The 20,100-nt window shown below is 48.2% G+C and carries 22 protein-coding genes and 1 tRNA gene; 13 read left to right on the forward strand and 10 right to left on the reverse strand.

Going from position 1 to position 20,100, the window contains the following annotated elements; translation table 11 throughout:
• Positions 1-270: 270 nt before the first annotated feature.
• Positions 271-1,524 (reverse strand): chloride channel protein, encoded by a 1,254-nt coding sequence (locus tag HA494_07460; GenBank protein NHV97602.1) that lies wholly within the window; start codon positions 1,522-1,524, stop codon positions 271-273.
• A gap of 325 nt (positions 1,525-1,849) precedes the next feature.
• Between HA494_07460 and HA494_07465 the strand changes: the two genes are divergently transcribed.
• Entirely contained in the window at positions 1,850-2,338 is a 489-nt protein-coding gene (locus HA494_07465) for a methylated-DNA--[protein]-cysteine S-methyltransferase (protein ID NHV97603.1), read from the forward strand.
• On the opposite strand, the gene HA494_07470 is transcribed toward HA494_07465, so the two are convergent.
• The 5 genes from HA494_07470 to HA494_07490 all read right to left on the reverse strand — a co-directional run bounded on the left by HA494_07470 (position 2,335) and on the right by HA494_07490 (position 5,670).
• Positions 2,335-3,159, reverse strand: a complete 825-nt coding sequence (locus HA494_07470; GenBank protein ID NHV97604.1) for a hypothetical protein — start codon at positions 3,157-3,159, stop codon at positions 2,335-2,337. The genes HA494_07465 and HA494_07470 overlap by 4 nt on opposite strands.
• A gap of 11 nt (positions 3,160-3,170) precedes the next feature.
• On the reverse strand, positions 3,171-4,154 hold the full coding sequence (locus tag HA494_07475) for an RNA-guided pseudouridylation complex pseudouridine synthase subunit Cbf5 (GenBank protein NHV97605.1): 984 nt from the start codon (positions 4,152-4,154) through the stop codon (positions 3,171-3,173).
• Positions 4,155-4,160: 6 nt separating this feature from the next.
• On the reverse strand, positions 4,161-4,724 hold the full coding sequence (locus HA494_07480; GenBank protein ID NHV97606.1) for an AAA family ATPase: 564 nt from the start codon (positions 4,722-4,724) through the stop codon (positions 4,161-4,163).
• A 9-nt stretch (positions 4,725-4,733) separates the two neighbouring features.
• Positions 4,734-5,249: a DUF106 domain-containing protein gene (locus HA494_07485; protein ID NHV97607.1), complete on the reverse strand. Its 516-nt coding sequence runs from the start codon at positions 5,247-5,249 to the stop codon at positions 4,734-4,736.
• 205 nt (positions 5,250-5,454) lie between these two features.
• Positions 5,455-5,670, reverse strand: coding sequence for a VapB-type antitoxin (locus HA494_07490; GenBank protein NHV97608.1), 216 nt, complete (start codon positions 5,668-5,670; stop codon positions 5,455-5,457).
• A 524-nt stretch (positions 5,671-6,194) separates the two neighbouring features.
• Here HA494_07490 and ggt point away from each other — a divergent pair.
• The 4 genes from ggt (at position 6,195) to HA494_07510 (ending at position 9,302) form a co-directional block, all read left to right on the forward strand.
• Positions 6,195-7,793, forward strand: coding sequence for a gamma-glutamyltransferase (ggt, locus tag HA494_07495; protein ID NHV97609.1), 1,599 nt, complete (start codon positions 6,195-6,197; stop codon positions 7,791-7,793).
• Positions 7,794-7,804: 11 nt separating this feature from the next.
• Positions 7,805-8,476: an HAD family hydrolase gene (locus HA494_07500; GenBank protein ID NHV97610.1), complete on the forward strand. Its 672-nt coding sequence runs from the start codon at positions 7,805-7,807 to the stop codon at positions 8,474-8,476.
• A 26-nt stretch (positions 8,477-8,502) separates the two neighbouring features.
• Entirely contained in the window at positions 8,503-9,159 is a 657-nt protein-coding gene (locus HA494_07505; GenBank protein NHV97611.1) for an alanyl-tRNA editing protein, read from the forward strand.
• A 43-nt stretch (positions 9,160-9,202) separates the two neighbouring features.
• Positions 9,203-9,302: transfer RNA gene (locus HA494_07510), tRNA-Asn, on the forward strand.
• A 45-nt stretch (positions 9,303-9,347) separates the two neighbouring features.
• Here HA494_07510 and HA494_07515 read toward each other — a convergent pair.
• From HA494_07515 to HA494_07530, 4 genes are all read right to left on the reverse strand, one after another.
• Positions 9,348-10,169: an NAD-dependent deacylase gene (locus HA494_07515; GenBank protein ID NHV97612.1), complete on the reverse strand. Its 822-nt coding sequence runs from the start codon at positions 10,167-10,169 to the stop codon at positions 9,348-9,350.
• Between the two features lie 60 nt (positions 10,170-10,229).
• Positions 10,230-10,382, reverse strand: coding sequence for a hypothetical protein (locus tag HA494_07520; GenBank protein NHV97613.1), 153 nt, complete (start codon positions 10,380-10,382; stop codon positions 10,230-10,232).
• 72 nt (positions 10,383-10,454) lie between these two features.
• Positions 10,455-11,543 carry a GIY-YIG nuclease family protein gene (locus HA494_07525; GenBank protein NHV97614.1) on the reverse strand — a complete coding sequence of 363 codons (1,089 nt, stop codon included), beginning with the start codon at positions 11,541-11,543 and terminating at the stop codon, positions 10,455-10,457.
• Between the two features lie 133 nt (positions 11,544-11,676).
• Positions 11,677-12,810, reverse strand: coding sequence for a site-specific DNA-methyltransferase (locus HA494_07530; protein ID NHV97615.1), 1,134 nt, complete (start codon positions 12,808-12,810; stop codon positions 11,677-11,679).
• Between the two features lie 82 nt (positions 12,811-12,892).
• On the opposite strand from HA494_07530, the gene HA494_07535 reads away from it, so the two are divergent.
• The 8 genes from HA494_07535 to HA494_07570 all read left to right on the forward strand — a co-directional run.
• A complete protein-coding gene (locus tag HA494_07535) occupies positions 12,893-13,429 on the forward strand; it encodes a thermonuclease family protein (protein ID NHV97616.1) in 537 nt (178 codons plus the stop codon).
• A gap of 118 nt (positions 13,430-13,547) precedes the next feature.
• Positions 13,548-14,171, forward strand: coding sequence for a nuclear transport factor 2 family protein (locus tag HA494_07540; protein ID NHV97617.1), 624 nt, complete (start codon positions 13,548-13,550; stop codon positions 14,169-14,171).
• A gap of 6 nt (positions 14,172-14,177) precedes the next feature.
• A complete protein-coding gene (gene proB / locus HA494_07545; protein NHV97618.1) occupies positions 14,178-15,032 on the forward strand; it encodes a glutamate 5-kinase in 855 nt (284 codons plus the stop codon).
• Positions 15,033-15,042: 10 nt separating this feature from the next.
• Positions 15,043-16,368, forward strand: a complete 1,326-nt coding sequence (locus tag HA494_07550) for a glutamate-5-semialdehyde dehydrogenase (protein NHV97619.1) — start codon at positions 15,043-15,045, stop codon at positions 16,366-16,368.
• A gap of 29 nt (positions 16,369-16,397) precedes the next feature.
• Positions 16,398-17,636, forward strand: coding sequence for an adenosylhomocysteinase (locus HA494_07555; protein ID NHV97620.1), 1,239 nt, complete (start codon positions 16,398-16,400; stop codon positions 17,634-17,636).
• A gap of 25 nt (positions 17,637-17,661) precedes the next feature.
• On the forward strand, positions 17,662-19,335 hold the full coding sequence (metG, locus tag HA494_07560; GenBank protein ID NHV97621.1) for a methionine--tRNA ligase: 1,674 nt from the start codon (positions 17,662-17,664) through the stop codon (positions 19,333-19,335).
• A 15-nt stretch (positions 19,336-19,350) separates the two neighbouring features.
• Positions 19,351-19,719: a hypothetical protein gene (locus HA494_07565; GenBank protein NHV97622.1), complete on the forward strand. Its 369-nt coding sequence runs from the start codon at positions 19,351-19,353 to the stop codon at positions 19,717-19,719.
• Positions 19,720-19,819: 100 nt separating this feature from the next.
• Positions 19,820-20,100: methionine--tRNA ligase (locus tag HA494_07570; protein NHV97623.1), on the forward strand; the 281-nt coding region annotated here is incomplete at its 3' end.

Genomic DNA, 20,100 nt, shown 5'->3' on the forward strand with positions numbered 1-20,100 from the left:
ACCAGCACACAGCGCCTCGTCTTTGGATCCCACAGCCTTCAACGCGCTTCTCCTAAGCTTTAGGGTTGGTTTTAGAGTAGATAAATATATCGGATACGATATATGCGAAGGTTATAGATCTTTCTTAGAAAACAAAGCGACAACACCACAACCATATAATTTCACACATCACTAACTCTACCCTCGTTAAAGAATTTTAATCTCTTATACTCCTAATGGAAGCACTTTGGTTCCGTGCATCAAAAAGAGGGAAAAATGATTCACCACCCTCTACATATGAGCGTTGTTTAAAAGTTGACTTCTATAGAAAGATCTGTTCCCGGTAAGAAAGTAACTTACGGCAGCAGAAACCACCGTGGGAATGATGAAGCTTGGACCTACGGTTTCAGCGACTAGTGTTATGCTGGTCAAAAGAGTTTTGCTTGTTGCGGCTAAAACGGCAGCCATCGCCAGCATAACACATAGAGTGGGTGGCTCTATATTCAATATTTGCGCATAAATAAGCCCAAGGGCTCCGCCAACGTATAGTGATGGGACAAAGAGACCACCGCTTCCTCCAAAGTTCAGGGTTATGCTTGTGGCGACTATTTTAAAGAGCAGAGCCGCGATTAGCGTTGATAAACTTAATTCCCCTAACTTTGCTAGTGTGGTTTTGTGGATGAAATCATACCCTAGACCAAGCGCTTTAGGATAAAACAAGCCTATCACACCAACAACGAGCCCACCAATAATAGCTATATGTGACATTGAAAGCTTAACGGCAAGCTTTTTGACCAAGGTGTTTGTTTTCTCAAAAGTTTCCATAAAAGCCAATGCAACCAGCGCTGCTAGAATTCCTAAAAGAATCGCATGTAAGAGAATTGAAGGGGTGGGCATAAGAAGGGTTGGGTGTGGGAAAATCGTTTCCGTTCCGATAGTTATGGCAGAGGTAAAATAAGCGGTGATAGAAGCGATAGAGGCTGGGATAAAAACTTCGGTTTCGATGTCTCTTTTGTAAGGTATCTCTAACGCTAACAGTATCCCCGTCAACGGTGCTTTAAAGACGGCTGAGAAGCCTGCTGCCGCACCGCACAAAAACAGTTTCTTAATATCCTTTTGATTCAACCCCAGCTTTCTAGTGATAAATGAGGAGATTCCTCCGCCAAGTAGGAGGCTCGGACCTTCCAAGCCAGCGCTTCCACCGAAACCTATAGTTACTGCTGAAGCCAAAGTTTTGCTTATCGTGTCTCTTAGGCTAAGAAAACCACTCCGCAAATGATATCTTTTGATTACAAGATCTGTTCCGCAACCACATTCCTTGCTCTCCGCCATAAGTCTCACTATCAAATATCCTCCGAAGAGAGCGATAAATGTGCACAATAAACGGAGAAAAAGATTCAAGCTTACGACGAGCGCTGTGGCATAATTTAGCAAACTATAGATTGTGACGAGAAGAAATATGGCTAAACCTATTGCAAAACCTAAGAATATGGGTAATAGCCAGTTTTTCGCAAAATCAAAGAATTTTCCACAATGATCAGACATTCGCTAGCCTCCCCCTTTCCTATTATTCCTATTTTTTATAGCCTTTAAACCATGCTCGAATAATAAACTGTGCCAGAGGCCGGCCAAAGAAGCATCATCCTAACCCCATAAGGAAACGCTTGTTGTAGAAGCCATAATTATACATACCTATTGGTATGCGTTGGTAACAACAATATGCTCATATGTAGAGGATGGTAGATCATTTTTCCTCTTGTTTGATGCACGGAGCCAAAGCAACTACCGTCTTTCAGATATGAGCAAACCCTAAATTTAGCCATCTCTAACAATTCTTAAATCCAGCTGACTCACCGGCAATCTTATCGAGTTGGAGAAAAAGATATGCTCTATACTCGTTAGTTCACCCATCGGATTGATCGGACTATCTGCGACTCAAAGAGGCCTATTTTCGGTTAAGATAGGCTGCACGCCCGCTTCTAGAGGGGGGCGCTGTGACGAGGTGGATGTGTGGGAAGTGCTTAAGTCTGCTGAGCGTGAGCTCAAGGAATACTTTGGAGGTAGGCGTAGGGAGTTTACTGTGAGGTTGGATGTTTTAGGCTCTAAGTTTGATGTGATGGTTTGGAGCGCTTTGAGGAGCATCCCGTATGGTGAAGTTAGGAGCTATAGGTGGCTCGCTGAGCAGATAGGTTACCCTAATGCATATAGGGCTGTGGGTGGAGCGTTGAGTAGAAACCCTCTACCAATCTTCCTGCCTTGCCATAGGGTGGTTCGTGCTGACGGCGGGTTAGGGGGGTATAGTGCGGGTTTGGATGTTAAACGCTTCCTCCTTAGCCTCGAAAAAGGAGAGCCTTGTTAGATCTTAACCACATCTAACCCCAATTCATCTGCAAATCTAAGTATCTTCTGCTTCTCCGTTGACAGACCCTTCCAATCTAAAATAGCGTATCTAACCTCCTCAGCACACCTACTGACCATCGACTTAACGGTCTCTAATGTTAGTTCAGGAAGAATGTGCTTTGAAGCCACAGCACCCAAAGCGTACTCAGATTCTACTAGGAGCTGAGTGAATTTGGAGGAGTAGTGGGTGCCGCCAAACCCTACGCCAACCTTCGAAGCATATTCAAGGTTGTTTATAGCGGACCAAAGCGAATCTGCAACCACCTCAGCGGCTCTCAAATCCGACCACTGCTCAACCCTAGAGCCTATCTCAACGAACATACAGGGCTTCTTGAGGCTAGATGGCCCGTGGTGCATCGGCTCCAAAACGATCTGATACCCTTGTGCTTCGCTTCTTCTCAGCCAGAGGGCTTTAAGGTAGCTTTTCAGGAGGCTTGGGAAGGTTATGGAAGGCTCTCTAGATCTACCACCATAACTAGCGTCTTCACCCAGATTGCCGGGGAAGTGTGCTGTGAGGCAGGGTATGCCGGTTTCTGAGCTGTGGCGTGATAGGAAGATGTATGCCTTAGGGTTAAATGCTTCATCTAGGTGGTCCGCGTAAATAATATCCCTTCTCGTATACGCTAGTCTGACACCACCACACTCATAGATGCTGCTACCCTCAAACCGCTCCGAAGTCTCTTGAAAACCGTATTTAGACCTAAGAACGGACGCTATATTACATCCAGCCTTATCTTGAAGAGAGGCGACGAGAAGAAAACCGCTGCCCTCAGAAGGCATGGGTGAGCACGCTACTCCCCCTTGGAGCGCCAGAGCCTCTTGTAGGTCCCAGGCTTCATAACAACCCTATTTGTTTTGAACGCTATCCCCTTCTCGCGCTCAACGATCTCTGTGGTTGAGAGGATGGCTTGCGCTATAGCTACCAACTCGCCTTTAAGGGTGTAGATCGCCACGACATCCCCTGCTGATATGTTGCTTGAGAGCCTCACGATACCTGGGATCGCTAGCTGCGCTCCGTGGCATATAGCATCTACAGCAGAGTCCCTTATGTAGACCTCTTTTAGCCAAGCTGTGGCGTATTCTACTGGGCGAACGCATCTCCTCATATATGTTTCGTCGCCCTCTGCTAACCTCTCTTTAGCGTAGAGGAGGTCGTGCAACCTTACGAAACCGTCTTGTTCAGATATGTGGCAGACCCTAGTCCTCCTCAACTCAACCATAGTGGCGCCGCATTTCAGCACCTCCCCGATATCATATATTAGTTTGCGAACATAGGTTCCCGCTTGGCAAGACACCTTCAGTAGAACCAGTTTGCCAACCTGCTCAAGCAGATCTATGCCGTATATCTTTCTGACACGCGTAACCCTCTTAACCGAGGATCTCTGAGGAGGCCTCTGATATATTTCGCCGGTAAACTCTTGAAGAACCTTCTTAAGCCTATCCTCGCTCACCGGGTCGTGCAGCCTCGCCACAGCAACATACTCTTTGGGTCCAAGTAGTAGGGTTGAGAGGACCTTGGTGCCCTCACCCAGACCCACTGGTAGCAGCCCTGTTACAGGGGGGTCTAGTGTCCCGCTGTGCCCCGCCTTCTCTACGCCTAGAATCTTCCTAACATATGAGACGACTTCGTGGCTCGTAGGCCCCTCGGGCTTATCCAATGGGATCAAGCCGTATTGGAGGAGGACTTCGATGGGTCTTTTGTCGTAGAAGTAGCCGCAAGCTGGGTCGGTCTCCTCTTCACCCAGCTCAATCAGAGGCGCGTTCTGCTTCTCCAAAGCCGCTCACACAAAATGCTTAACGAATGCCTCGACCACTTCAATAACAGCCTCTCTACTGAGGTGGTCTGTGTTTAAGACGAGGTCGAAGACAGAGAGATCCTTACCAAACTCTATACCATAGATCCTCTGGTAGAGTTTCTTGTTCTCTTCGTCTCTCTTCTTCACGATGCTTAAAGCCTCGTCATACCCTATCTTGTCACGCTCAACCATACGCTTAGCCCTGCTTTCAACACTAGCACCAAGCCAGATCTTTACGCCTAGGTCTGTTAGCCAAGGTAGGGTGTAGCTCGTTACAACAACGTCGCCTTGCTTCAGCACCTCTATGAGCCTATTATCGACCTCCCTATCGTACTCTGGGTTCGCAGCCCTCTCAGCTAAGAAGCGTAGACCCTCAGTGGTATCCCACCACTCAGCCCCCTTTGCTATGTAGCCTCTGCTAGCAGCCACCTCTTTTAGCGCGTCTCCGCCTCCATACACCCTTAACCCGAAGCGTCTACCTATCGCCTCAGCTACAGTAGTCTTACCTACAGCTGGTGGTCCAGAGATTATGAAGCTTCTTTTGGGCATAGGCTGCACCTAGTCTGTCAAGCTCACGCCAAGAAGTTTCGTTATCATGCCGCTGAAGGCGAAGGATGAGATCATATACCACCAGAATAGGTTGAGCTCAGGCCCTATCGGTCCAAAGTTAGCGCCGAGCGGTATTGGGATGGGGATGGGTGAGATCGCTACGGTGCCTGGGCCTATTATGCTGTTGACGAGCCACCATAGGAGCATAAGTGGGACGAAAAAGAGGAAGGTGACCTTAAGGTTGTCGGCAGCGACCTTCGCTTGAAGCTTATCCGTCTGAGGCTTCTTCTTCATCAGCTTCTCCTCCTTCGCCTTATTCTTACTCATAATCGCCTCCCTCAGCTCCTTCTGGTACTCTCTGAGCTCAGCTTGCATACGCTTCATCTGCTCCACATTCGTCAGCAGCCTCCGCCCCACAGCATACAGAATATTCACACCCAGAGCCATAGCTATAACAATGAGGGTCGAGTTCGGGATCTTCGTCAAAGCCTCACCAAGTATCTGAAGCATACCCCTTCGCTGCAAAAGTAACCGCAGAGCAAAGGCTAATAAGGGTTATGCACAAAACCCATTCATAATTCACGCGGATCGACTCTTCCCAACCCAGGGACCCTATCGAAGACGGGTGTCAGTTGATATTATCACGCGGTCTGGAACTTAGTTTCAACTAATCTTCTTTCTTGACAAAAGCGTATAGAAGATCAGTTTCAACCATCAAACCTTTATCTCACTAAAGCTGCTTCCTTCTCTTTGCACGGCTAACAGCCTCATCCTTAGCCGCCTTCTCCGCCAAATCTTTAAGATCGCGCCTACTCTTCTTACCCGCCAACCAATCCTTAGCTGCGAGATAAGGTGTCTTTGGGAGAGGGATTCCGATAAAGAATGACCCAGCGTTAATAATTACCGTTCTTGTTTCCCTAACCCCTAGCTCCTTTGGAATCGTCATCCTACCTCTATTGTCAACCCTTACCCCAGCCGTTTTTCCCTAAAGCATATTCTTAACCCATAGATATGATCCTTACCCTTCTTTAGCAACTTATCCAGAATACCCAAGCGTGGGTGTCAACGACGTTAAATCGTCACTTCCACCCACGCCTGTATATCGCTGAGTCAGCTTCTTCAACGCTCCTTTCAAGCTCGTCTTCAGAAACAAGCAGTTTAGCTGAACCCCTAAAAGGAGACCGCCTGGGTTTAACGACGGATCCAGACCTAGATACGATCGCATCCCTTAGCTTAATGATCTCCTCACCAGATCTTTCATCTTCTTCGTAATTACGTTATATGCGGAAAAAATAGACACTCCGCTTCCTACCCAGCTTGCTTGGCACAACAACCACCTAAGCCATTAACGTGCACCGAGACATAAAAAAACATTACCAACTTCGCAATCTAACTGGGTCAAACGGAATGCTTAATTAAGCGCAAGAGGCGAGGTTTAACCATCAAGCTTATTTTGTTGATGAATGTGGTGTGAGTGAGATGCATCCTACTCAACCCATATTGGCTACTGAAGCCTTGGTTGCTTCAGCACACCCTTTGGCGTCGCTTGCTGGTGTTAGGATATTAGGAGAGGGTGGTAACGCCTTCGACGCGGCTGTGGCGGTCAACGCTGTGCTTAACGTAACGCAGCCCCATATGTGTGGTGTAGGTGGAGACATCTTCTACCTAATCTACTCTTCTAGAGATGGTTATGTGCGCTTCTTAAACGGTAGTGGTAGAGCGGCAAGGAAGGCGAGCGTAGAATACTATCTTGGAAAGGGGTTGGAGAGGATCCCGAATTATGGTCCGCTTGCGTGTGTAACTGTGCCGGGTTGTGTAAGCGGCTGGGAGAAACTAAACAAGGAATTTGGCTCTATGGATATGCGTGAACTTCTGCGCTTCGCCATACACTATGCTGTGAATGGGTTCCCCATCAGCAGAGGCTTGGCAGCAGCTATGGAGCAGGTCGCGAAAACAGGAGCCTACCCCAGTTGGGCTAAAGTGTATCTGCCGCAGGGTAGGAGACTTAATGAGGGCGAGGTTCTAAAACAGGAGGATCTCGGCAGAACCCTCTCAGTTGTAGCTGAAGGCGGCTCAGACGCCTTCTACTCTATGCTGGCTGAAGAGATCGAAAAGAATGAACCTGAAGTTCCGCTTACCGGGGAGGATTTTAGAGAACACACATCTGAGTGGGGCGAACCGATCTCCACAGAGTATCGAGGGTACACTGTGTATGAGACCCCTCCGAACACGCAAGCCGTAGCAGCACTCATAGCTTTGAATATTCTAAGCGGCTTCAACCTTAAGGAGAAGGCTCAGCTATCCGCTGAAACTATTCATCTTCTAGTGGAAGCTACTAGGCTTGCGTACGAAGACAGAGCTAGGTACGTTGCAGACCCAAGGTTCTTTGACATACCTCTGAAGCATCTCCTTTCAGAAGAGCACGCCGACTCTCTGAGAAGCAGAATATCGGCTGCTTCAGCAATGCCCTACGCAGATGGTTCAGCTGAAGATCAGGGTGATACGACGTACTTTGCTATTGTGGACAGAGACGGAAACTGCGTCTCTTGTGTTCAAAGCCTCTACCACCCCTTCGGGTCACACGTAGTGGTAGAGGGGACTGGTGTTGTGCTGCATAATCGGGGAACCTACTTCACCCTGGAGGAGGGTCATCACAATAGGCTTGAGCCTGGTAAGCGGCCCTTCCACACGCTCTGCGCTTCGATCACATTGAAGGACGGTGAACCTCATATTGTCCTCGGCTCCATGGGTGGAGACGGGCAGCCCCAGACACACATCCAAATACTGTCCTCAATAATCGACTACGGAGCAAATATCCAAGAAGCCATCTACCTACCCAGATGGCTTCTCCCAGGCACGATATATGAGAAGCATAAGGTTCTACTTATGGAGGGGAGGTTTCCGAGCGTAGTGGTCGATGGGCTGAAGGCCTTGGGGCATAGGGTTGAGACGGTGAAGCCCTTCTCCTCACTTATGGGGCACGCGCAGGGTGTAGTGATCGGTAGAGGTAAGAGGGTCCTGTATGGTGGAGCTGATCCTCGAGGCGACGGGCTGCCTATAGGCTACTAGAGGTCGGTGGGTTGAGGAGTATAGCGGCGGTGGTCTTCGACTTCGACGGCACGCTTGTAGATGAAAGTAGGAGCTTTGAGGAAGCCTTGGCTGCGGCTTGTAGAGATGTTGGGTTGAAGCCGCCTAACCGGATGAAGGTGAAGACCCTCGCTAGGCAGCACCCGGACATCTACCTAAAGCACTTGATTCCTTCTGAGGTGGCGAGCAGAGAAGATCTAGCCAAACGGTTTATGGAAGCGTTCACGAAAGCCTACGATTCAGATGGGCATAAACACGCCAAGCTCACCAAACACGCAAAACCTCTCCTAAGAGCGCTGAAAGCGTGTGGCGTTAAAGTGGGGTTGGTGAGCAGAAGGACAACACTATGGTACGCGATACCTGAGATACTAGCCCTCTTCTCCATATCGCACCTGGTGGATAGGGTGGTTACTTGTAGAGAAGCAGAGACGAAGAAGGAGCAGCTCACACTATGCTTAAGAAGACTTGACGTCGAACCGTCGGTCTCCTCGATGGTAGGTGATACGGCTGAAGACATCTTAGCCGGTAAAGCGGTGGGCTGCATAACTATAGCCTACAGCAAGGGCTTCGGCGAACTAAGTGACCTCTTAGCAGCTGAACCAGACTATTTGATAGCTGACCTGATCGATGTGCTGAGGATCGTAGCCTCAAAGAGTAAAGCCTAACTCACCCCGCTGCTCAACTCTCTGATATGGGGACTCTAAGGCTCTATTGGCTAGACCCCTACGCCAGCAGATTCAAAGCGCGGGTGGAATCTATATCTGGTAGAGATGTCGTGCTTGACGGAACATACTTCTACCCTCAAGGAGGCGGGCAGATATATGATACGGGCGTAATCTCAGGCATAAAGGTTATCAACGTAAGGAGAGAAGGCGATCTAATCGTGCACACCCTCGAATCCGAGCCGAACTTTGCGGTTGGGAGCGAAGTCGAATGCTTGCTGGATTGGGATAGGAGATATAGGATAATGAAGCTGCACTCAGCAGCCCACCTCCTCTACTACGCTATCCAAGAAGAATTTGGAGAAGAATGCCGACCAGCGAGCCCAGGCTTGACAGACGACACAAAATCGAGAGAAGACTACCTATTCAAAGAGAAGCTCGATCCTCAGAGGCTTCAAAGGGTCGAAGAAAGAGTCAACGACTTGATAAGAGCAAGGTTAGATATTCACACTTGGAGCGAGGGTGAGACGAGATACTGGAAGATAGACCCCTACCCAGCCATGCGTTGCGGAGGCACACACCCAAAGAACACAGGCGAAATAGGCGGAGTAAAGGTCGGTAGAGGGAAGAAGCCTGGTGCAGGTAAGGAGAGACTGGAAATCACATTGAGCCAACACAGCGTCTGACAAACAGTTTATTAGACTCTACCGCAAAAGCCTCTGCTTAGGTGCCGCCGTAGCTCAGCGTGGTAGAGCAGACCTAGCTGGAAAAGGGGCTCAGCTGGCTGTTAACCAGTTGGTCGTCGGTTCAAGTCCGACCGGCGGCGCCACATTATTGTGAGATTAGGTTTTCTTTCTTTTCTATGCTGTATATTCTAGATATCTACCTTTATCCTTCTTATTTCCTCTACTATCTTCGGTAGAGCCTCTCCTGTCTTTGCTTGAATGAGGTAGTCTGATATGCCTTCTTGTGTTAACGGGGTTGGTTCAGTGTTTACTTCTATTAGGGTTACTGGATGCCACTTCCCTTCTTTCCTTACCAACCTCTCTCTTGCTACTCTTGGTAGCTCTGCGAACGGATAGACTACTGCTGAGGTTCCGCAGATGAGCATCAAGTCGCATTTTGAGACCTCTTCTAATGAGCGCCTCAACACATCAGCCGGTATAGGTTCATGAAAATGCACTACATCAGACTTCAAGGCGCATCCGCAGATTGAGCAAACGGGGGGTAGCTTCCCCTCTACCCTTAATCTAGCTAAGTCGAATTCTTTTAAGTCGAATCTGTTACCGCAGCCCAAGCACCTTAATTTGAAGGCGTTCCCGTGATACTCGATTACGTTTCTGCTTCCAGCCTTCTGGTGGAGGCTATCGATATTTTGGGTGATCACGCATTTTATAACCCCCATCTTCTCCAACTCAGCCAACGCGTAGTGGCCAGGGTTAGGCTGAGCCTTCGCTAAATCCCCTAGGAGTGAGGGGGTGCTTAGCCTTTCCTCCCAATATTCCTTGGGGTTTGCCAGAAACTTGTAGTAGATCTGGTGAGCCCTTTTCTCAGCGTCTGGGTCTTTTGTCCATATTCCTTGTGGTCCTCTGAAGTCTGGTATTCCTGATTCGGTTGAGATCCCTGCTCCAGTTAGTGCGATGGCGTAGTTTGAGTTCAGTAGGTCTTTTGCTGCCCTCTTAATCAGCTCATTCATAGCCGCATTCTGTTAAGGCATCGTCGTAAATTAATAGTTAAGCCTTTCTTTTCGTAACTCTTAGAAGAGGGTGAACTCTTCCATCTGCTGGAAGATATTGAAGTGCATCTCTTCGTAGCACCTCTTACACAAACGAATCCCTCCGCCCACATCGTATTCAGCCACACGCTCCCTACAAAGACTGCATAACGTGTTCTGTTCTTTTGTTCCCAACTTCTTGATACTGCTTCCACGAAGGTTCCTAAAAAGTATATCTTAACGCGAGTTGTTTAGAAGGAGTAAGACTCAGTCGTTGAGCTCAGGACTAAGATATGCTATTGCTAGGTGCTCTAGTCTTTTTAAAACAGCCATATTCATATCTGCGAAAGCCTTAATTCGCAGTTGACAGTTCTGAAGAAAAGTAGTAGCATCATCTTCGCTTCCTAGTTCTTTAATAAGCTTTTCTCTTAGCGCACTGGTTTCACGATTTCCGCTCAGATGATTGTCCCAAATTCTTCTTCTAAGGTTGTTAGTCACCCCAACATAGATCGGTCTTTCCGAGTTTTTACGATAGAAAGCATATAACCCGGAAGACTCAGGGATTTCGCTTCTGCTAATATTACGTACGTCTATTAATGGACTCTGCTTAAACTCGTTAAGCATCTTCACGAGATCAGAAACTGCAGGGTCAAAGGTCTTGCAATCTTCTGTTGTAAAGTTGTAGCGTAAAACTTCTGCCCCAGTTTCTTTAAACGCATTTTTTACTTTCTCAAAGTATGTGCTACTTCCTATGACGTAAATTTTTGAGAAGCTTCTTAGGGGTCTACCAAGTCTCTCTTGATATAATACCTGTCGCCTTAGTGTTTCGTCAGAGATGGGGCCACTTTTTTCATCGTTAAAGGTAACATCGTAGTTTCCTATGGGGTGATCTGGTTCGATGAAGCCATATTTAGCACTAAGTATGAGCCAAGGGTATTTGTCTGCTTCTTCACGCTTTAGCCATTTTTTAAAGTCTTCTCCTGTGTAAGCGTCTTTTGCTGGTACGTATGCGTCTGCTGAGGTATTCTCACCCCAAATCTTCTCCTTCGTGCAAGAGACCACGAAAAGAATATCTCCTTCTTTCTTCTGGGATTTTTGTAATAATCCCGAGATCTTCGCTATTTTTTGCTCAGCCATACTCTTATATTTATGGAGTGGGAGAAGGTTGCAGGCTTCTTTATAGAAATCTAATGCTTTTACAAGGTTACCTTGATTCTCATAGATTTCGGCTAGGTTATAAGCGACCCAGCCATCCTTAGTTTCTACAAATAATTTAAATAAACAGTCGACAGGATTTTGAGTCTGTTTACAAAGTCTAATTTCCTCATTTATCTTCTTCCATTCTAAGCGATTCAAACATCTCTTGAAATCGAGTTCGGAGTATTTAAACGTGTCTTTTGTTTATTGCCGCTCAACTAGCGCTCTATCTTCTAATAAGAGGGCTGTTTTCCCGTTATCTGATTTGTAAGCAAAGATTGTGTATATGGGGTCATCTTTGTAGTAGGATGATGCTTTCTCTGGCCTTTCCGATCTTTACGGTTCTATCTCTTGTAACCACCCTTTCGGCTGCTACTAGGATTCTGTCAACATTGAAACCTATTCTTGCTGCGAGCTCACCAACCAATAGATCGCAGGGGACTATCTGGTCTGGGAAGGCTCCTTCAGCCACCACAATAGCCAGTTTTGCGCCTTTTTTGCATACCCGTTTTATCTCTTGTAGAGAGAGCTCTACGTCCCTCAGGTATGCTTTTGCAGCCACCGGTAGGTTGAGGTCTGGGAAGGGGTCTCGGTCTACTTGTGTGTCTATGCCTATGTAGGAGCGTAGAGCATCCATCTTAACCTCTGGGAAGAAGAGCTCATACTCTATCCGATAGACCTTGGTGTACTCTATCTTGTTAAGGTAGGGTGGAGAGGTCACCACTAAATCGTATGCTTCATCCGGTAGGAAGTCGAGCCTCCTCGCATCACCGAGGTACACTTCGATGTTAGAACCTCTGTAGCTGGTCGATTTGATGTCTTTGATCATCTTCTTAACCATTCTTTTGAAGACCTTTCTGAGAGGTGGATGCGGCTTCTTAACGATCCTTATGTATGAACCGTCCTTTAACGCATAACTCACCTTATTCGCTGAGTTCATTAACGCTAGTGTGAAGAAGTTTCTAACTTTAGGATCATCTATGCTCCGAACCTCCTCCCTGAAGAAAGCAATATCCTCAAGGGCGTACTTTGAGAAGGCAGCCTTAGTGAGCCAGCTAACCTCACCTAACTCACATCTCCTAAACTTCTGCGAGAAGATCCTTTCAGTGGTCTGCTCTAGAGCATCGATATCGTAGTCAGCAGTCTTAACTTGGCTCACGAAGACCGCGAGCGGCGAAGCATCAACCCCACAAGCATCTAAACCAAACTCCTTGGCAACAACCAATGTGGTGCCTGAGCCGCAGAAGGGGTCGAGCACCCTAGCGCCGCTATCCACACCAAATAGCTCAAACATCTTTACAACGAAGTCTCTTGAAAAGCCCTCCTTAAAGTAGAACCAGTTGTGGATAGGGAGCCGCTTATTCGGTACAAAGGTGACCAGCTTCCCGTACTCTGGCGCTCGAACGATCAGATTAGGTTTGAGCACAGCGAGCCTCCACCCACACTCGACACAGCACTCAAAAGATGCTATCCAACGTTTATAAACGTGTATCGTGGCAAAGAGGGTTGTGGAAGGCGTTAAGTTTTCAGCAGTTCTTCTCGTTATCGCTCTCTTCGCTGGGTTTGTTGGATATTACATAGGTTCCTCCTCAACCAAAGAAGTAGGAAGCATACACTACACATCATCAGCCACTGTTGAGGAGACCACCACCTTAACAACTATTACACAGCATCCCAGAGTCGGCTTCGACTTAACAGCCCATGTGTACCGCGTGGTAGATGGCGACACCTTTGACGGCTTCCCTTGCGGTAGAGTGAGGCTTGCCGACATCAATACTCCTGAGAGGGGTGAAGTCGGGTATAGTGAGGCGAAAGAGGCGTTAACCCTATTGATCTTGAACAAGAAAGTCTATTTGGATGTAGATGACTTGTACGTGATCGATCGGTACAATAGGCTTGTCGCCGTAGTCTACGTTGAGTACAACTCAACACATTTTCTAAATGTTAATAAGTGGCTACTGGTCAGCGGCTACGCTAAGGTCTCCGACTACCCTAACGAGTTCAACCCTTCTGAATGGAGCCTCTACGTTAAAGCATTCCCTTGATGATGTTACGATAAGCAGACATATGACAACCAAAGAAAGCACCAAACGCTAAAACCTAATCGCAACATCATCATTCCCTTAACCTTATATCTCACCGCTTAGCCGGAGCTGCATAGCCTTGGAAGATGAGGATGTGATGAAGATCTTAACGGCTAGGTTCGAGGCCATAAAACAGCGTGACCACGAGAAGATCGCGGCTCTGATAGAGCCTAGACGCTACACTAAGTTTGATGATTGGCCGCCTTTTAAGAGGATGGGGCTTAACGGGGTTGAGGAGGAGAAGGCTGCTCTGAAGGTGTTAAAGGAGTATGTGTATAGGATAGAGGAGCCAATAATACAGATTAACGATGGAACAGCTTGGGTAACCTTCTACTTGAGCTACGCCGGGAGGATACGTGACCTCGACTTCGCCATAAAATCTAGGGCAACCGTCATAATGGTTAAGACCGATGAGGGCTGGAAGATAGTCCACGAGCATTACTCTAGGCTTCCTGGTGTAGAGCCGATAGATCTTCTAAGCAAAGGGGTTAGGGTTGAAATGGATCTGCTTGAGAAGCGGATAATGGAGGCTCTAGCAGACGGCAGCGCTTTAACAGCGATAGAGATATCAGAGAGGATAAGCAGAGTAAGTGGGGAGAGGGTTGAGCCCTCTGATGTCGCTAGGAAGTGCCGCGAGCTCGTGGCAGCGAATAAACTTGAAAAGGAGGGCTTTCTGCAACCACGCTATAGGTTAAAGAGGTAGATGGGGTTGAGCGTAACATCCAAAGACAAGCTGGTCGCAGCGTCTGACCTACCTAGACCAAAAGATTATCTGATGAAGGCTTCTAGAATAGTGTTGAAGGTCGGCACAAGCAACTTGACAGAAGAGGATTCGAAGATAAGCGAAAGAAAGATCGCTAGGCTCGTCGATGAGATCATGGCTTTAAGAAGGGAGGAGCGTGAAATCTTCCTAGTAACCTCAGGTGCCATCGCTTCGGGCTTAGGTGTGCTTGGGTTAAAGTCACGCCCGAGGCAGATGCCTTTTCTGCAAGCCGCAGCTTCAATAGGTCAGAGCATACTTATGAAGACCTATGCTGAGCACTTCGCTAAATACAATCAGATCGTGGCGCAGCTCCTTTTGACAAAAGAGGACTTTATGGATGAGCAGCGGCATCAGAACCTTAAGAACACGCTGGAGGCGCTTATCACGTGGGGTGTGCTTCCGATAGTGAATGAAAACGATACAGTTGCTGTAGACGAGATTAGATTCGGCGACAACGACAACCTAGCAGCCCTCCTCAGTGTTAGTGTGAAGGCAGACCTTCTAGTGCTGCTCTCAGACGTAGACGGGATATACACAAGCGACCCCAACCTCACACCAAACCCAAAACCTCTGCGCACCTTGACAGAAGTGACACCTGAACTAGAAGCCGTAGCTGGGGGCGCACATAGAGGTTCAGGCGGGCTTGTAACTAAGCTTCAGGCTGCTAAAGTGGTTCTTAAGGCTGGTATACCTATGGCTATCTTGAATGGTGAAGACCCGCAGGTTATCCGCGAGCTCCTTAAAGGTGAGCCTGTTGGCACCCTATTTGTCCCCGCTAAGTTGGTGAAGGGTGTTGAGTAGTGTCAGAGAGATGGCGTTAGAGGCGAGGAAAGCATCCTATGAGATGGCGAAGCTGCCTCGCTCAGCTAAGGACAGAGCACTGCTTGAGATCGCTGACGCGATCTGGAGGGAGAAGGATACCCTCCTCGCAGCCGCTTTTGTCGATGTTAAGGCTGCTCAAGCCGAGGTTGAGGCTGGTAGGCTTGCGAAGCCGGTTTTAGAGCGGCTTAAGCTGGATGAAGTGAAGATTAAGGCTATAGTTGAGATGGTTAGGAGCGTCGCTTCGCTTGATGACCCTGTTGGGAAGACCCTCTATGCTATTGAGTTGGATGACGGGTTTGAGCTCTATCGGGTTACTTGCCCGCTTGGCGTCATTGGGGTGGTCTTTGAAGCCAGACCAGATGTGCTTCCTCAGATCTCGAGCCTCTGCCTAAAGTCTGGTAACGCTGTTATATTGAAGGGCGGGCGGGAGGCTGCGAATATCAATAGGGCGCTCTACAACGTGATCAGAGATGCGGCTGATAAAGCTGGCATCCCAAGAGGGTGGATTCAGCTACTGGAGGCTAGGGAGGAGATACTTGATCTTCTGAAGCAAGACGATTTAGTTGATCTTATTGTGCCTAGGGGTAGCAACGAATTCGTGAGATTTGTGCAGGAGAATACACGCATACCGGTCTTGGGGCATTCGTCTGGTGTATGCCACATATATGTGGATAGGGCTGCTGACCTCGCTAGAGCGGTTGACGTCTGCTTCGATGCGAAGGTCCAGTACCCAGCAGTGTGTAATGCTGTCGAATGCATATTGGTGCACAAAGATGTTGCACAAACCTTCCTACCTAAGCTTGCTGAGCGGTTCGTGAAGGCTGGTGTTGAAATGAGGTGCTGCCCAAGAGCAAAAGAAGCGCTGAGGGGGTTCGATGTTAAAGAAGCGACCGAAGAAGATTGGGGGCGAGAATACCTAGACCTCAAGGTTGCAATAAGAGTCGTAGACTCGCTGGATGAGGCGGTAGAGTACATAAACAGGTACGGCTCAAAACACACCGACTCCATAATAACAGAGGATAAATCCGCAGCTCTACGATTCCTAACTGGTGTGGATTCATCAACCGTGATACATAACGCATCAACACGCTTCAGCGACGGCTACAGATTTGGTCTAGGCGCAGAAGTAGGCATAAGCACGAGCAAGATACACGCAAGAGGCCCTGTGGGGTTAGAGGGGCTCGTAACCTACAAGTATATTCTTTTGGGTAGCGGGCAGATCGTCTCAACCTACATAGGTGCCAACGCGAAGAAATTCAAGCACCGCCGTTTGGATAAAGTGTGGAGCCCAGATACGTGGATAGCAGTTAAATAGTTCACATCCGAAGCCTTATTCGAGATATCTTGCCGAGTAAGATCGCAGACCCCTCTTTAGCGGGTAAAGGTGAGCTATCATATAAGTGGGCTTACAACCATATGCCAACGCTAACAGCCATAATTGAACGCGAGGCACCTAAGAAGCCTTTAGCGGGTAGAAGGGTAGGTGTCTGCCTACACGTAACAAAGGAGACATCGGTTCTCGTGATGGGGCTGAAGCGACTAGGTGCTGAAGTCTATCTTGCCGCCGCTAACCCACTTTCAACGCAAGACGATATAGCAGCCTACCTCGCATCACAAGGCATAAACGTCTTCGCTTGGCGTGGTGAGAAGCCCTCAGAGTACTTCGACTGTATACATCGGGTTCTATCATCTAGAGTAGAGTTTCTTATGGACGATGGGTCAGACGCGCACGTAGAAGCCCACAAGATGGGTGGGCTCAACATATTGGCTGGGACCGAAGAGACTACAACGGGTGTAATTAGACTAAGGGCTCTTGAAAAAGATGGTCTGCTGAAGTATCCCGTAGTAGCCGTTAACAACGCCTATACAAAGTATCTCTTCGACAACAGATACGGTACTGGGCAGAGTGTCATCGACGGGATACTGAGGGCTACAAGCCTCCTTCTCGCAGGCAAGACAGTTGTGGTATGCGGATACGGGTGGGTAGGTAAAGGGGTTGCGAAGAGGGCTAGGGGGCTAGACGCACACGTAATAGTGACTGAGGTAGATCCGCTTAAGGCACTCGAAGCCCATATGGATGGCTACACAGTTATGCCTATAGCTAAAGCTGCTGAAGTCGGCGACATATTCATAACGGTCACGGGGCAGACAGGCGTCATTCGAGGGGAGCACATCGAAAGGATGAAGGATGGGGCTATTCTCGCAAACGGAGGACACTTCGACGTAGAGATAGACGTCAAATACTTGGACGAAAACGCCGCTTCTAGGGTCGAGGTTAGACCGTACACAGAAGAGTATAGGTTAAAGAGCGGTAAAAGGGTCTACTTGATTGGGCGCGGAAGGATAGCTAATTTGGTTGCAGCAGAGGGGCATCCGCCTGAAGTTATGATGATGTCTTTCTCCAACCAGCTCCTCTCCCTAATCTACCTCACACAGAACCACAGCAAGATGCAGCCAAAGGTCTACGATGTGCCTCAGAGCATAGATCAAGAGGTTGCCAGAAGGACCATAGAAGCGCTCGGCATAGAGATAGATGAGATGACTGAGGAGCAGAAAAAATACGCCCAATCTTGGCTCCTATAGGTGGAGAAAAAGGGTAACTGCTTAGATGAGCAGCGAAAAGATCGTAATAACCAGCGCACTACCATATGCAAACGGCGAAATCCACCTAGGTCACGTGGTCTCAACCTATCTACCAGCAGACATCTTCGCAAGATACTGCAGAATGAAGGGATACGAAGTAGTCTTCACCTGCGCCACAGACGATTATGGAACACCCATCCTCATAAAAGCTGAGCAGGAAGGGAAGACCCCAAAAGAGTATGTGGAGTACTGGAATAAGAGGGACCTAGAGGACTTCACGAAACTAGGCATATCCTTCGACTTCTTCTACAAAACCTCTTCAGAAGAAAACCTCAAGCTGACCCAGTACTTCTTTCTAAGGCTCTACGAAAGAGGTTACATCTACAGCAAAGAGGTGGAGCAGCCCTACTGTGAAAAGGACAAGAAGTTTCTACCAGACAGATACGTCGTCGGGAAATGCCCCTACTGCGGAGCAGAAGACCAATACTCAGACGGCTGTGAAGTCTGCGGAAGAACTTTTGAAGCAGGCGAGATTCTGAACCCTAGGTGTATACTATGCGGCTCCAAACCAGTCGCTAAGCGAAGCCTACACTACTTCTTCAAGCTCTCGCTGTTCTCGGAGCGGTTGAAGGCGTGGTTGGAGGGGAACAAAAATCTCCAGAGTGAGGTTAAGAACTATGTGTTAAAGTGGATAGAATCTGGTCTCAGAGACTGGGATATCACCAGAGACATAACTTGGGGTGTGCCCATCCCCTTAAAGGAGGCTGTGGGCAAAGTTCTTTACGGTTGGTTTGATAACCACCTCTGCTACATATCAACCACACTCAAGTACCTTGAGAGCAAGGGTTTAGATGGTAAGCGCTTCTGGAACTCAGCCAGAATCTACCATTTCATCGGGAAGGACATAGTCTACCACCACTACCTCTTCCTACCAGCCATGAGAATGGGCTTAGACGAGGAATACGCTCTACCAACATCCATACCAACAAGAGGCCACCTCCTACTCCAGGGGCAAAAGTTCTCTAAGAGCAGAGGCTGGTACGTCAGCCTAAAAGAGTTCCTAAAGCACTTCCCGCCAGACTACCTACGCTACTACCTCTCATCCATCACACCATACAGCCAAGCTGACGTAAACTTCGATTGGAGAGAATACGCAGCGAAGATCAACAACGAGCTAGTAGCCAACATAGGCAACTTCATATACCGTGTACTGAGCTTCATATACACAAGGTTTGATGCAACCATACCCAGACCCAAGGACCCAGATGATCTTGACAAGGAGCTGATCCGCAAGATGAAAGAAACGACGCTGAGCGCAGGCGCCTACATCGAAAAGAACGAGCTTGACAGAGCCTTAAAGACGATCGTCGAGTTCTCAACTTTCTGCAACCAATATTTTCAAAGAAAGGAGCCTTGGAAACGTGGTGAAAACGCAGCGAACTGCCTATATTACGCAGCCAACGCAACCAGAAGCCTAGCCATTCTCCTACACCCCTACATACCTTACTCAACCGAAGAGCTCTGGAGGCAGCTCGCGCTAGAAGGTAGCGTTAATCTTCAGCCTTGGGACTCAGCCAGCGACCTTCTACTCGAAGCGGGTCACAAGATCCTGAAGCCAAAGGTTCTGTTTAGGAAGATTTCTGATGAAGAGCTAGAGCCGTGGCTTGAGAAGTTTAAGGGCTCAAAGTCCTCCGGCTAGAGGTTGTAGGATATTTTGAGTTGGCTTGAGATCGCTCAAGAAGTCTTGGAGGCATATACCGAAGCGCAGAAAGCGGTGGGCAAAATCAAACCAGCCGAGCTGGAGCAGAAACTAAAGTTGAGAGGATGGAGGTTCATTCAACTCCTATCAGTCGGAGACGACCTTTCGATCGTGCTGAAAATCAACTTTAACCAGCCTAATGAGGAGAAACTAAGGAAACTCGCAGCATCTCTTAATCTCGGGTTAGGTTCGATAAGGCTGTTCGACCACGTCTTGATCTCTGAGGGTGGAGGATACTTAGGCATAGGGAAGGGGATGCTGAGGATATCAACAAAGTTTCCTAAAGAGAGCGTGCTAGAGGTCTTAAAGACTCTAATCACCTAGCTAGGGGTCTGAAAACCTTTTAAACGCCATACGAGTATACTCTTGCAGAGTAGGCTTGGCATCTAAAACCGTGTCCTTTGAGGAGTTCAGCAAGATAGATATGCGAATAGGTCGCATCGTAGAAGCCGAACCTGTGCCCAACTCTAAAAAACTCTTGAAGCTCAAGATCGATCTCGGCGGTGTGGTTAAGCAGTCGGTTGCCGGGCTGGGAGATCAGTATAAGCCAGAGGAGTTGAAGTCGAAGCTCGTCGCCGTTGTCACAAACCTAGCGCCTAGGAAGATCTTCGGGTTAGAGTCAGAGGTTATGCTGCTAGCAGCAGTCGATGGCGACAAAGTATCGATCCTCCAACCAGATAAGCAGCCTAAAGAGGGCAGCAAAAT

This window comes from Nitrososphaerota archaeon, assembly GCA_011605775.1.
Lineage (GTDB): Archaea > Thermoproteota > Nitrososphaeria > Nitrososphaerales > JAAOZN01 > JAAOZN01.

What these genes read in the sequence shown, in the direction of transcription:
- HA494_07460 (NHV97602.1), bottom strand. Translation starts at nt 1,524, where the DNA reads ATGTCTGATCATTGTGGAAAATTCTTTGATTTTGCGAAAAACTGGCTA.
- HA494_07470 (NHV97604.1), bottom strand. Translation starts at nt 3,159, where the DNA reads ATGCCTTCTGAGGGCAGCGGTTTTCTTCTCGTCGCCTCTCTTCAAGAT.
- HA494_07480 (NHV97606.1), bottom strand. Translation starts at nt 4,724, where the DNA reads ATGCCCAAAAGAAGCTTCATAATCTCTGGACCACCAGCTGTAGGTAAG.
- HA494_07490 (NHV97608.1), bottom strand. Translation starts at nt 5,670, where the DNA reads ATGACGATTCCAAAGGAGCTAGGGGTTAGGGAAACAAGAACGGTAATT.
- HA494_07505 (NHV97611.1), top strand. Translation starts at nt 8,503, where the DNA reads ATGGGGACTCTAAGGCTCTATTGGCTAGACCCCTACGCCAGCAGATTC.
- HA494_07515 (NHV97612.1), bottom strand. Translation starts at nt 10,169, where the DNA reads ATGAATGAGCTGATTAAGAGGGCAGCAAAAGACCTACTGAACTCAAAC.
- HA494_07550 (NHV97619.1), top strand. Translation starts at nt 15,043, where the DNA reads ATGGCGTTAGAGGCGAGGAAAGCATCCTATGAGATGGCGAAGCTGCCT.
- metG (NHV97621.1), top strand. Translation starts at nt 17,662, where the DNA reads ATGAGCAGCGAAAAGATCGTAATAACCAGCGCACTACCATATGCAAAC.